Source organism: Nocardiopsis alba (assembly GCF_000710955.1).
Taxonomy (GTDB): Bacteria; Actinomycetota; Actinomycetes; order Streptosporangiales; family Streptosporangiaceae; genus Nocardiopsis; species Nocardiopsis alba.
In genome coordinates this window covers 1-12,534 of sequence record NZ_BAZE01000021.1, presented here as the reverse complement: position 1 = coordinate 12,534, position 12,534 = coordinate 1, and the positions used below count along the sequence as shown (strand labels likewise).

12 protein-coding genes are annotated in these 12,534 nt (G+C 70.5%); 7 read left to right on the top strand and 5 right to left on the bottom strand.

Going from position 1 to position 12,534, the window contains the following annotated elements; translation table 11 throughout:
• Positions 1-252: 252 nt before the first annotated feature.
• A complete protein-coding gene (locus TR33_RS25485; protein ID WP_036567723.1) occupies positions 253-2,085 on the bottom strand; it encodes a serine/threonine-protein kinase in 1,833 nt (610 codons plus the stop codon).
• Between the two features lie 262 nt (positions 2,086-2,347).
• On the opposite strand from TR33_RS25485, the gene TR33_RS25480 reads away from it, so the two are divergent.
• The 4 genes from TR33_RS25480 to TR33_RS25465 all read left to right on the top strand — a co-directional run bounded on the left by TR33_RS25480 (position 2,348) and on the right by TR33_RS25465 (position 6,888).
• The gene (locus TR33_RS25480) at positions 2,348-3,295 is read left to right on the top strand and encodes a 4-(cytidine 5'-diphospho)-2-C-methyl-D-erythritol kinase (RefSeq protein WP_081616045.1); all 948 of its coding nucleotides are present in this window, start codon (positions 2,348-2,350) and stop codon (positions 3,293-3,295) included.
• Between the two features lie 83 nt (positions 3,296-3,378).
• Positions 3,379-4,107, top strand: a complete 729-nt coding sequence (locus TR33_RS25475) for a thiamine pyrophosphate-binding protein (protein WP_017533363.1) — start codon at positions 3,379-3,381, stop codon at positions 4,105-4,107.
• Positions 4,100-4,999, top strand: coding sequence for a transketolase family protein (locus TR33_RS25470; RefSeq protein WP_017533364.1), 900 nt, complete (start codon positions 4,100-4,102; stop codon positions 4,997-4,999). The genes TR33_RS25475 and TR33_RS25470 overlap by 8 nt, the downstream gene beginning before the upstream one ends.
• Positions 5,000-5,106: 107 nt before the next feature.
• On the top strand, positions 5,107-6,888 hold the full coding sequence (locus TR33_RS25465) for an ABC-F family ATP-binding cassette domain-containing protein (protein ID WP_017533365.1): 1,782 nt from the start codon (positions 5,107-5,109) through the stop codon (positions 6,886-6,888).
• A 13-nt stretch (positions 6,889-6,901) separates the two neighbouring features.
• On the opposite strand, the gene TR33_RS25460 is transcribed toward TR33_RS25465, so the two are convergent.
• A complete protein-coding gene (locus TR33_RS25460; RefSeq protein ID WP_042286013.1) occupies positions 6,902-7,807 on the bottom strand; it encodes a S41 family peptidase in 906 nt (301 codons plus the stop codon).
• 93 nt (positions 7,808-7,900) lie between these two features.
• Between TR33_RS25460 and TR33_RS25455 the strand changes: the two genes are divergently transcribed.
• Both TR33_RS25455 and TR33_RS25450 read left to right on the top strand, forming a co-directional pair.
• Positions 7,901-8,410 (top strand): ArsR/SmtB family transcription factor, encoded by a 510-nt coding sequence (locus tag TR33_RS25455; RefSeq protein ID WP_017533367.1) that lies wholly within the window; start codon positions 7,901-7,903, stop codon positions 8,408-8,410.
• 54 nt (positions 8,411-8,464) lie between these two features.
• Positions 8,465-8,956 (top strand): glutathione peroxidase, encoded by a 492-nt coding sequence (locus TR33_RS25450; protein ID WP_017533368.1) that lies wholly within the window; start codon positions 8,465-8,467, stop codon positions 8,954-8,956.
• Between the two features lie 41 nt (positions 8,957-8,997).
• Here TR33_RS25450 and TR33_RS25445 read toward each other — a convergent pair whose 3' ends face one another.
• Positions 8,998-10,161 (bottom strand): TDT family transporter, encoded by a 1,164-nt coding sequence (locus tag TR33_RS25445; protein WP_017533369.1) that lies wholly within the window; start codon positions 10,159-10,161, stop codon positions 8,998-9,000.
• Between the two features lie 86 nt (positions 10,162-10,247).
• On the opposite strand from TR33_RS25445, the gene TR33_RS25440 reads away from it, so the two are divergent.
• Positions 10,248-11,171 carry a LysR family transcriptional regulator gene (locus TR33_RS25440; RefSeq protein WP_017533370.1) on the top strand — a complete coding sequence of 308 codons (924 nt, stop codon included), beginning with the start codon at positions 10,248-10,250 and terminating at the stop codon, positions 11,169-11,171.
• 62 nt (positions 11,172-11,233) lie between these two features.
• Here the strand turns inward: TR33_RS25440 and TR33_RS25435 are convergent, their stop codons facing one another.
• Positions 11,234-11,551, bottom strand: a complete 318-nt coding sequence (locus tag TR33_RS25435; protein WP_036567724.1) for a hypothetical protein — start codon at positions 11,549-11,551, stop codon at positions 11,234-11,236.
• Positions 11,552-11,715: 164 nt separating this feature from the next.
• The gene (locus TR33_RS25430) at positions 11,716-12,282 is read right to left on the bottom strand and encodes an ATP-binding protein (protein WP_017533372.1); all 567 of its coding nucleotides are present in this window, start codon (positions 12,280-12,282) and stop codon (positions 11,716-11,718) included.
• Between the last annotated feature and the right edge of the window lie 252 nt (positions 12,283-12,534).

Genomic DNA, 12,534 nt, shown 5'->3' with positions numbered 1-12,534 from the left:
GGCAGGGTGTAAGGGTGACACGCCTTCCTACCTCAACCCCCTGGGGTGTGACGGCCACTCGACCCCCTACCTTCACCCCGGGCTCGCTCGAACCACCAGCGGAGGGCCAAAGCAAACACTTTCGGGCCTCAACCCGAGCAGGGTGTAACTGCCACGCGATCTCCCACCTCGGACACGGGGGTGCGACCGGTACGTGTCCTCCTACCTTCACTCCTTGGGGCGGGGTGGGGGCGGAGGACCCGGTCGGGGTTCTTACTCCTCGACGGTGAGGAGGTCGGCGCGGGTCGAATCCTCGTCCGGGTGGTGGTAGAGCTCCAGGGAATCGGGGTCCTCGTCCGCGGCGAGGACGAACACGAGCCTGCCGGCGGCGGCCGTTCCGGGTTCGATGGTGGACCACAGCGGGTCCGTCCCCTCGGTGGAGGTGGGGGACATGGCCTGGCGCCAGCGCCGCTCGCTGGTCACCATCTGTTGCAGAGCGGCGTCGAAGTCGATGGCCTGTTCGCCGAGGTTCTCCAACTTCATCTCGATGACGCAGTACTTGCCGTTGGTGGAGGAACGTCCGGCGAGTTCGTCGACGCAGTGGGCCTTGTCTATCTGGTAGCGGACCGTGCCGTCGGGTGACACGTACGCACCGTCGGCACCGGCGGAGGGCGGTTCGTTCTTGTCGGCCCCCTCGGCGGGAGGCACCGCGTCCTCGGGCGGAGCCGTGGTCCCGGGCTTGCCGTCGCCGGCCCCGTCGGAGCTCCCCTGGCCGGAGAGCTGACCGTTCAGCGCCAGGACGATCACCAGGAGGGTGCTCAACAACAGGACGGCGCCGCCGATGACCAGGCCCCAGAACACGCCCCTGCGTTTGCCGGGCGAGGCGGGGCGGTGCGGTGGCGGAGGCACCGGTGGCACGTACGGCTGCGGGGCCCGTTGCTGTTGCTGCTGCTCGGGCGGCGGCACCATCGGGATGGGGCCGGTCGCGGCGGGGTGTTGCGCCTGAGCCGGGTGGGCCTGTCCGGGCCCGTTCTGTGGCGGGTGCCCCGGATGCTGTTGGTGCGCCTGATGCGTGAAGTTCCCGGTCTGGTGCGCGGGCGGCGGCATGGGGGGCGCCGCCTGGTACTGGCCGGGCGCCGGGTGGCGCATACCGGTCATGGTCTGGTGGCCCGGATGCGGCATTCCGGGCGGTCCGGGAGGCATCGGGGGCAGGTTGGGGCGCCAGGACTGGTGCAGGGCGTGCGACACCATGTCGTTGGGGTTGCTGGTGTCCTCGCCGCCGGCGAGCTCCAAGAGCAGGTCCTGGGCGGTGGGGCGGCGGCCCGGCTCCTTGGCCAGGGCGCGCGCGACCAGACGGTCCAGGGGCGGGGCCAGCCCGGTGAGCCGGGGTTCGGCGAACAGCACCCTCTTGCCGAGCGTCATGGCGTCGCCGTTGCCGAAGGGGTGGGTCCCGCTTCCGGCGAAGGCCACCAGACAGCCCCAGGCGAAGATGTCGGCCGAGGTGGTGACCTTCTCCTCCAGAAGCTGCTCCGGAGCCATCCAGCCGGGACTGCCCATGACGATGCCGGTCTGGGTGTGGTTGGTGGCGGTGTTCATCGCACGCGCGATACCGAAGTCGATCACCCGGGGGCCGGAGATCGACAGCAGCACGTTGGCCGGCTTGAGGTCGCGGTGGACCAGACCGGTGCGGTGGATGGCGGCCAACGCGGCGGCCACGCCCAGGGCGAAGCCGTGCAGCGTGGAGGAGTCCAACGGACCGTTCTCCGCGATGTGCTCGGCCAGAGCGGTGCCCGCGATGTACTCGGTCACCATGTAGGGACGGTTCTCGAACGTCCCGTGGTCGAGCACCTTGGCGGTACAGAAGGAGGCGACCTTGCGGGCGTTCTCCATCTCGTCGCGGAAACGCGCCCGGGTCTGCTCGTCGAAGGCGAGCTCCGGACGGATGACCTTGATGGCTACCTGGTGGTTCTTCTCCGGCGTGCTACCCAGGTAGACGGTTCCCATGCCGCCGCTACCCAGCTTCCCGGACAGCACATAGGGACCGATGGTGGCCGGATCTCCGGCGGCCAGCGGTTCCAGGTTCTTCGGGAGCCCATCCGACGGCAAGCGACCCTCCCCGACGGTGTCCAAACTCCGCCTTGCCCCAAGGTAGCGGTGTTTGTGCCCTGATTCCCACTCGTAGGCCGGATCGGGCCGCTTAGGGGACGGGCGGTAATTGACATGACAGTGGTTGCGAGTCCGGGGTCGTGGGGCCCGGTCGCCCCCGGGCGAACAGGTGTTCGCGCCGGTCGAAGGCGGTGAACACCAGGGGCCCCGTGCGGGGGTGTGTGTTCACACAAGGTGGGGGTTCCTTTACGATTGGGGACTCGTGACCGTTAATACCACCGTAACCGTGCGGGTCCCCGCGAAGGTGAACCTCCAGTTGGCGGTGGGGCCCGGCCGCGAGGACGGATTCCACGACCTCGTCAACGTGTTCCACGCCGTCTCGCTGTTCGATGAGGTTACCGTCAAGGAGGCGTCCCCGCGTCGGTCGGCTCCCCTCACGACGTTGACCGCCGAGGGTGAGATGGGATCTCACCTGGCCAGGGTGCCGCTGGACGAGAGCAACCTCGCGGCGAAGGCCGCCCTCGCGGTGGCGGAGGCGTCCGGTCTGGGCGCTCCGGTCGACATTCACCTGGACAAGCGCATCCCGGTGGCCGGCGGTATGGCCGGGGGCAGCGCGGACGCGGCGGCCGCCCTGGTGGCCTGTGACCGGCTGTGGGGTGCCGGTCTGTCCAGGGAGCGCCTGCTGGAGGCGGCGGCGGACCTGGGCAGCGACGTGGCCTTCGGGCTGGTCGGAGCGACCGCGCTCGGGACCGGTCGGGGCGAGATCCTGGAGCCGATGTCGAGCCCGGGGCGCTATCGGTGGGTGTTCGCCCTGTCCAAGCGGGGTCTGTCCACGGCGGACGTCTTTCGCGAGTACGACCGGCTGCGTCCGGACGCGCCGGCCCCGCGCCTGGATCCCGAGCTGGAGAAGGCCCTGGCCACGGGGGACGCGGAGGCGCTCGGCCGTGCCTTGAGCAACGATCTCCAGCCGGCGGCCCTGTCGTTGTTGCCGGAATTGGAGCGGACCCTGGCGGCGGGGAGCGCCGCCGGAGCCTTGGGCGCCCTCGTCTCCGGGTCGGGCCCGACCTGCGCCTTCCTGGTGGGCGGCGGTGAGGATTCGCGGGTTCTGGCCGAGCGAGAGGCCGAGGTGGTGGCGGCTCTGAACGGCACCGGGCTGTGCGAGCGGGTCGTGGCCGCGGACGGGGACGTTCCGGGCGCCATGGTCGTGTGATGCGAATCACTTCCGTTTTTCGGTGAAAGCGGGGCATTCCACCACTTGACCTCAACCTTGATTGAGGTCGAACACTGGTGTGCATGACGACGACAGCGACGTTCTCCAGGTACGCCGACCTCCCGGCGCTCATAGGACTCATGGAGGGGGACGAGAAGCACGACGGTGCCTCGCTCTCCACCGTCGACGTCCTCTGGGTGCTCTACGACCGTGTCCTCTCCACCACGCCCGAGACCGCAGAGGCCCCCGACCGAGACCGCTTCCTGCTCTCCAAGGGGCACGGACCGACCGCCTTCTACGCCGTGCTCGCCGCCAAGGGCTTCCTCAAGGTCTCCGCCCTGCGCGGGTGGGCCTCCTTCGACTCACCGCTCGGCCACCACCCGGACCGCGTCCTGGTGCCCGGGGCCGAGATCGGCAGCGGCTCCCTGGGCCACGGCCTCCCCCTGGCGCTGGGCAGCGCCCTGGGGCTGCGCGCCCAGGGCCTCCGCCGGGCCGACGGGGCCGAACCCCGCGTGGTCGTGCTCGTCGGCGACGGCGAACTCGACGAGGGCAGCAACCACGAGGCCATCGCGGCCGCCGCGCGGCTGGGTGTCGACAACCTGACCGTCGTGGTCATCGACAACGATTCCTCCCAGCACGGCTGGCCCGGCGGGATCGGCCGCCGCTTCGAGGTCGAGGGCTGGGAGACGCGCGAGGTGAACGGTCGCGACCACGACGCCCTCGAAAAGGCCTTCACACCCTCCGACGATGGACGTCCGCTGGTCGTCGTCGCCCGCATCCGCAACGGAAACCGAGGAGCCGACCATGCGTGAGACCTTCGTGAACACCGTCGAGAAGGCCCTCGACGAGGACCCCCGCACCGCGCTCGTCCTCGCCGCCATCTCCGCCGACCGGTTTCAGCGATCGGCCCGGCGCCACCCGGGCCGCGTCATCGACCTGGGCATTCGAGAGCAGGCGATGATCGGGGTGTCCGGCGGCCTGGCACTCTCCGGGATGCGCCCCATCGTGCACACCTACGCGCCCTTCCTCATCGAGCGCCCCTTCGAACAGATCAAGCTCGACCTCGGCCACCAGGGCGTGGGAGCGATCCTGGTGAGCATCGGGGCCTCCTACGACGCCGCCTCGGAGGGTCGCACCCACCAGGCGCCCGGGGACGTCGCCCTGATCGACACCCTGCCCGGCTGGACCGTGCGCGTGCCCGGCCACCCCGACGAGGTCCGCCAGGCCCTGGAACAGGACCTGCCCGGCGACCACTCCGTCTACATGCGCCTGACCGGGGAGACCAACCGCTCCGCGCTGCCGGTCGGACCCCGCCTCCACGTCGTACGCACCGGGTCGCGCCGCTCCGCCGGTGTGGTCGTCGCCGTCGGCCCGACACTGGACCGGGTCCTGGAGGCCACCGAGGGCCTCGACGTCACCGTCGCCTACACCTCCACCGTGCGCCCCTTCGACCGCGAGGGACTGGCCGCCCTGGTCGCCTCGGCCGGCAGCGCCGACGTGCTCATGGTCGAGCCCTACCTGGAGGGCACCTCCGCCCTGGAGATCTCCGAGGCGCTCGCGGACCGCCGCCACCGACAGCGCTCCCTGGGCGTGGGCCGCGGATCCGAACTGCGCGCCTACGGCACCCCCGAGGAGCACGCCCGCGCCCACGGTCTGGACGTCGAGGGGATCGCCAAGTCCGCCCGCGACTTCTTTCTCGTCTGAGACGTCGCCCATCGAACGCACCCGGGGCCCGGCGTGGTGAGGCCCCGGGTGTCCTCGTCCGGACGGGCGGTCCGCGCACCTTCGCGGGGGCAGCACAATGGAAGGTGATGACGAATCTGGTCAACCTTCAGGACGTGTCCCTGGCCTACGGGCCGCTCGTACTCCTCGACAAGGTGTCGCTCGGGGTCGACGAGGGCGAACGCATCGGCGTGGTCGGTCGCAACGGCGGCGGTAAGTCCACGCTGATCTCGGTGCTGTCCGGTATCACCGAGCCCGACTCCGGCCGCGTCGTGCACAACCGGGGGCTGCGCGTCGGTTTCCTGCACCAGCGCGACGACTTCCCCGACACCACGGTGGGGGAGTTCGTGCTCGGCGACATGGCCGAACACGAGTGGGCCGGCAACGCCCGCATCCGCGACATCCTGCGCGGCCTGCTCGGCGGCTGGGACCTGAACCTGCCGATGTCGGGGCTCTCCGGCGGTGAGCGCCGCCGTTCGGGGCTGGCGCGCCTGCTGGTGGACGACCACGACCTCATCGTCCTGGACGAGCCGACCAACCACCTCGACATCGAGGGCATCGCCTGGCTCGCCGGACATCTGCGCGACCGGCCCGAGGCGCTCGTGGTCGTCACCCACGACCGCTGGTTCCTGGACGCCGTGACCACTCGCACCTGGGAGGTCGGGCGCGGCGCCGTCGAGCGCTACGAGGGTGGTTACGCCGCCTACGTGCTGGCCAAGGCCGAACGCGACCGGCAGGCCGCCGCCGCGGAGGACCGCCGGCAGAACCTCATGCGCAAGGAGCTGGCCTGGCTGCGTCGGGGCGCCCCCGCGCGTACCTCCAAGCCCAAGTTCCGGATCGAGGCGGCCAACCAGCTCATCGCGAACGAGCCGCCGCCGCGGGACACCGTGGAGCTGGTCCGCTTCGCCAGCTCGCGGTTGGGCAAGACCGTCATCGACCTGAAGAAGGTCTCGGTCTCGATCCCCGACCGCACTCTCCTGGACGAACTCACCTGGCAGCTCGGCCCCGGCGACCGGGTCGGCCTCGTCGGTGTGAACGGCGCCGGCAAGTCCACGCTGCTCAAGATCCTCGCCGAGGAGCGCGAGCCCGACTCGGGCACCGTGCGCACCGGCCGGACCGTCAGGCTGGCCCACCTGTCCCAGAACGTGGCCGAGCTCGACCCCACCGCCCGCCCCCTCCAGGCCGTCATGGACGTGCGCGAGCACATCACCATCGGCAAGCGGGACTACACCGCCAGCCAGATGCTGGAGAAGTTCGGTTTCCGGGGCGAACGCCAGTGGACCCCGATCGGCGACCTGTCCGGTGGTGAGCGGCGCCGTCTCCAACTGCTGCGCCTGCTCATGGACGAGCCCAACGTGCTGCTGCTGGACGAGCCCACCAACGACCTCGACATCGAGACCCTCACCGAATTGGAGGACCTCCTCGACGGCTGGCCGGGTTCCCTGGTGCTGGTCAGCCACGACCGGTACTTCCTGGAGCGGATCACCGACCGTGTGCTGGCCCTCATGGGCGACGGGACGCTCGCGTTCCTGCCCGGAGGGGTCGACGAGTACCTGGAGCGTCGGGCCGCCGGCGCGGGCGACGCCACCGTGCCGTTGGGCGCCTCCGAGGTGGCCGCCGCGGAGAAGCCCGACGAGGGGCCGGTGGTCTCCGCCGCCGAGCGCCGCGCCGCCCAGAAGGAGATGCAGCGCGTCGAGCGGCGGATGGACAAGATCGCCAAGCGCGAGGCGCAGCTCCACGAGCAGATGGCCGAGGCCGCCGACGACTACACCCGGCTCGCCGAACTCGACGCCGAGGTCAGGACCCTCGCCGCCGAGAAGGACGAGCTGGAGATGGTCTGGCTGGAGCAGGCCGAACTGATCGGCGACTGAGGTCCTCGGGCCCTCAGGGACACCGAGGGCCCGCCGGCCGGCGGGACAGGCGGGTCAGGGCCACGTCGAGGGCGTCCTCGGCGGCGCACGGCAGATCCGGTACCACCCCGGAGCCCTCCCAGTTGGTGCCGGTGATCGGATGTACCGGGCGGCCGGTCGGCACGGCCACCTCCAGGTGGGGATGGATCCGAAAGCCCTCGCGCGGGTGGGCGCCGCCCCTGGTGCGTTCGCCGACGACCGTCGCACGTCCGTACTGCTGTAGGTCGTAGGCGAGCTCCTCCGCGCCGGAGAAGGTGTCCGCGCCGGCCAGGACCGCCAGCGGCCTCCGGCCGCCGAACGTGGGCCCGGACGGGGGCGGGGAGGCCCAGGACTGGACGGGCGCGGTCCCGTCCGCGAAGTGCATCGTGTGCAGGTGGGTCGGCTCGTCGAACAGGTGGCCGCAGATGAACGCCACCGTTTCGGGGGCGCCGCCCCGGTTGTGCCGTAGGTCGATGACGAGCGCGTCCGCGTCGGCGACCGATCGCAGCGCGGCGGTCAGCCGGTCCACCACCATCGACAGCGGGTAGAGCAGCGGTCGCAGCTCCAGGTGGGCGACGCCGTCCGCCGGCCGGTCGATCCCGGCGACCCCGCCGTCCTGTTCTCGGGCCTCACGGGTCATCATCTCGGTCAGACCGGCCTCGTCCGGCGACTCGGGGATCTCCTCCGCGTGGTGCTTCAGTCCCAGGTGCGCGTCGCCGTTGAAGGAGCGCAGGTCGGCGGTGACCAGCTCGGCGAGGGTGGCCGGGCCGTCCGCGCCCCGGTAGCGGCCCGAGGCGTGCCGGTCGGCCAACAGCCGTCGGAGCCGTTCGCCCTGTTCGGGGAAGACGTAATGCCGGGCCACCAGCCGGCCGGTCTCCGCGACGAGGTCGTCGATGTTCATGTCGTGTGCTCCTGCACTGTGACGCGGGGGGGGAGGGCGTTCAGTAGAGCACGGGGATTGACAAAGCGTCAATGATTCTTGACTCTTGGAATCATGACCGACCACTCGGACCCCCCGCTCTCCAAGCCGGAGCAGTTCAAGGCCCTCGCGCATCCCCTCCGGCAACGGATGCTGTTCGTCCTCGGAGAGCGTGAGGAGACCGTCAGCCGACTCGCCACGATCCTGGACACCCACAAGGGCAACATCGCCCACCACCTCAAGGTCCTCGTCGCCGCCGGCATGGTGGAGCCGGCCGGAAGCCGGAAGGTACGGGGCGGTACCGAGTACTACTACCGGCGCTCCACCGGACACGTCGCGATCGAGGAGGCCCACCCCGGACCGGCCGAGGCGATGCTCCGCGCCGTCTCCACGGAGTTCACCGAGGCGCCGGGCGATCCGCTGTTGGCCGTGCGCCACCTGCGACTCACCGAGGCGCAGGCCCGACGTCTCCACGACGAACTGTTCGCCCTGGCGTACGAGGCGGAGGAGGCGGGGGAGGGCGAGGCCCGGTACGGGATCCTGGTCGGCCTCTACCGCCAACCCTCCATGCCCGAGCCCGAGTGACCGACTCATAGGCTGTCCACAGGGCGCGTACGGTTCCGAACGCAAGGAGACGCCATGGCCGACCTGGACTCGATCCCGGTCACCCTGATCGACGGACGCGAGACCACCTTCGGCGAGTGGGCCGGAAAGGTGCGCCTGGTGGTGAACGTGGCGTCCCGCTGCGGACTCACCTCCCAGTACGGTGCGCTGGAGGAGCTCCAGAAGCGCTACGCCGACCGCGGTTTCACGGTCATCGGATTCCCCAGCAACCAGTTCCTCCAGGAGTTCGGCGGCGAGGACAAGATCGCCGAGTACTGCTCGACGACCTGGGGCGTCACCTTCCCGATGACCACCAAGACGAAGGTCAACGGACGCGGGCGCCACCCCCTCTACGAGGAGCTCACCCGGGTCCCCGACGCCGGGGGGAGCGCCGGACGGATCAGGTGGAACTTCGAGAAGTTCCTGGTCCTGCCGGACGGGACCACGCACCGATTCCGGCCGACCACGGTGCCCGACGCCCCCGAGATCGTCGACCTCATCGAGGGTTCCCTGCCCGAGGGCACCTGACCCGACCGATCACGCCGGGCGACCGACGCCCGGCGTCCGGTTCACGACGGGGCGAGCAGCCGGCCGCTGACGACGCTCCCGTGGAAGGTGCGCGTCGCGACGACGATCCAGGCGGCGACGAGCCCGACGTAGAGGACGGCGGCGAGCCAGGCCAGGGTGACCGACCCGGTGTGGCCGGCCAGCGCACCGACGCCGGTGACGCAGGTGCCGACGGGGAAGGTGAAGGACCACCAGGTCAGGGCGAAGGGCGCCCCGCCGCGGAACCGATGGACCGTCACCGCCGCCGCGACGCTCGCCCACAGCAGGGCGAACCCGAGGACGGGGAGCCCGTAGACCACGCCGAAGAGTTCGAAGGCGGTCGCGAGCCGTGCGGAGACGGCGTGGTGGGCGCTGTCGCCCAGGAGGTTCGCCGCGGTGATGGACTGCCCCAGAGGGCCCAGCACGATCCACAGCGTCGGCACCATGGTGGTCTCTCCGGGGCCGTGCTGAACGAGCCTGGTCCACAGCATGACGATGATCGGCAACGAGGCGACCAGCGAGAGACCGAACATGGCGTAGCAGGCCAGGAACATCAGCAGACGTGGCTCACCGGCGGGTATGTGGGGGACGAGCAGGGCTCCGGAGGCCGCCGAGACCATCGGCGGGACGACGGGCATCAGCCGGCCGCCGAAGGTCGACTCCACCGGGCTGTGGTTCCTCCCGATGAAGGTCGTGTAGGTGACGTACCAGGCGCACGCGAGCCCGAGGAGGGTGCCGAGCGTCCACAGGACGGCGTCGACGACGACCACGGTCCGCTGCCCGAGAAGGTCCCCGCCGAGCAGCAGGGTTCCGGTGCCGACGGTGAGCAGCGCCATGGGCGGGGCGCCCAGGAAGTGCGCCATCACCGGATGCGTGAGGTAGCCGCGCGCCTTGGAGGCGGCGACGCGTAAGTGGACGAAGAAGGCCACCGTCAGAGTGATCAGCAGGAGGGTGGCCAGGATCCACACGCCCGTCGCCCAGATCCGCAGGGCCGAGGACTGGAACGGCAGGGTCGCGGCGGCGACGGCGACGATGCCGGTGCCCATGATCGACGCGTACCAGTTCGGGGTCACCGAGCCGAACAGGTCCCTCACGTCGTCGACGTCACGCCACAGCCACCGGCCGCCGGATCCGCGGGCCGGAGCGGAGGGGGTGGGCGCGGACGTCGACGAAGGTGAGAAGGTCATGAGCCCAGAGTGCCGCCGCGCGGCGGTCCCGGGAAGAGTGATGTCCTTGTGGCGGCACAAGCGTTGTTTGTGAAGGGGGAGGCGCCATGGACCCGGTCGATCTGGACCTCGTCGCGCTCCGGGTCCTGGCGATGGTCGGGGACGGTCACAGCCTCACCGAGGCGGCACGGAGGTTGGGGGTGACCCAGCAGGCCGTATCGGCGAGGGCGAAGAAGTTGGAGGCACGGCTGGGCGTGACGCTGGTGGCGCGTGGCGCGCAGGGGGCGCGCCTCACCGACACCGGTGTGCTCGTCGCCGGGTGGGCGGGCGAACTCCTGGCCTCGGCGGATCGGGTGGCGACCTCCCTCGCGACCCTGCGCGGGGACGCGGAATCGCGGTTGACGGTCGCCGCGAGCCTCACCATCGCCGAGCACCTCATGCCGCGCTGGCTGAGGGCCATGCGTCAGGAGACCGGACGGGGAGAGCCGCCCGAGGTGAGACTGGTGGCGGCCAACAGCACCGAGGTCGTCGAACGGGTCCGTGAGGGGCGGGCGGACCTGGGCTTCGTCGAGACGCCCGAGCCGGTGCGCGACGTGGAGTACCGGATCATCGGCTCCGACGACCTGGCCGTCGTCGTCGCACCGGGACACCCTTGGGCCCGGCGACGTGGGCCGATCACGGCGCGCGGGCTCGCCTCCACCCCGCTCGTCCTTCGGGAGCCGGGGTCGGGTACTCGAAGCGCCTTCGAGTACGCGCTCGGGGCGCTACCGGAGCCGTTGGCGCCGGTAGCGCCGGCGGCGGAGCTGCCCACGGCGGCGGGCATCCGGCTCACCGCCATCGAGGAGGGGCTTCCCGCCGTGGTCAGCCGCCGCGCCGTCGAGGAGGATCTCGACGGTGGGAGGTTGCTCGAGGTCCCGGTGTCGGGGGTGCGGTTGACCAGGCCGCTCGCCGTGATCTGGGCCGAGGGGACGAGGCTCTCGCGAGCCGCGGAGGAATTGTTGAGGCACGTCCTCGCCGGCCCGCCCGGGTGAGGTGGGTGGTGGGGAGGTCTGGAGCCTCCGCCTCTCCACCCTCGCGCCCAAGGGAGCATGGGTCACTCGGGGAGGGGATCCACGAGAGGGAGAAGGTCGCCGATCGTACGGGCCTCCGTGAGGCCCGAGGCGGTGGCGACCCAATAGGACTGTGTGGCCTCCCCGAACCACAGGACCAGGTGCGGGTTGAGGGCCTGGAGTTCGGCGGCCCGGAGGTGTTCCCGAGCGAACTCGCTGCGGTGGCCGCCCAGCATGGGCAGGCGGCGGGCACGCCGGGTGCGGCAGGCGCGATGGCCGCAGGAGACACAGGAGGGGCCTGTCCGGGGGACTGATTCGCGGAAAGTCCTGCGGGAGGGGCGGGGCGCGAGCGTAGAATGCATCACTGATCCTGCTTTCTGGCTTTGAACGGGTTGGGACTTCGGGATCGCTCGGGCTCGGAAGGCGTTGCTGCGCCTACCGGGCCCTTTTCCATGCGTGGATGTATGCGGGATTGGTGGGGGCCGTCCGCTCCAGGGGCCTGTGGGGAGTAAGAGGCCTGAAGGTGTCAGGGGTGGAGAAGGGGCCAGCGGCTGTCCTCCAGGTCGTAGGCGAGGAAGAACCACACCTCCCGGTGGCTCGGGAACCCGTTGTCCCCCCAGTCCGTGGCCAGGGCGTCGATCATGGCCAACCCCCGTCCGGCGTCGGCCTCGGGGTCCAGACCGCCGGGGTCCGCCTTCAGGTGGAGGCGGTCGCGGACGTTCCGGGGGCGGTCGGCGGGCACGCCGCCGTCACGACAGATGAGCCGCAGCCCGTTCCGGTGGCGTTCGCACAGCAGTGAGTAGGAGCGGCCGGGAAGCCCGGAGAGGGAGTGCTTGAGGGCGTTACCGGCCAGTTCGCTCCCGAGCAGGGTGAACAAGTGCCGGTAGTCGGCGTTCTGTTGGGCGGCGCAGGTGTCGAGGAAGGCTCGGACCAGCGGCATGAGGGCCGGTGAGGAGCCGAAGTCGTAGCGACGGACCCGGTAGTGGGGTCGGTCGGGGCGGCGGTTGAAGTAGTGCCGGAGGGAGTAGGGGACCAGCTCGTTGAGGGCGATGGTCACCTGGCCCATCTGAGGCACGGGGGCGAGTTTGGGCATGACGAACAGACTCCTAGCGCGGGGAGAAGCGATGAGTGGTTCGGTGAGCGCCCGCAAGGCCGATGACCTTCACGATTTCCCTACGGAGGGAAAGGGGCACGGCGTAGCCTGACCAGCGGAGATCATCTCGACGGAGAGTGATGCTCATGTCACTGGCTACACATCCATGATGTTCTGGAGATTCTCCAGAGTCAAGCATTTCAGAGAATCTCTGGATGGATTTGATAGATTGCCCCCATGGACCCCTCCTTT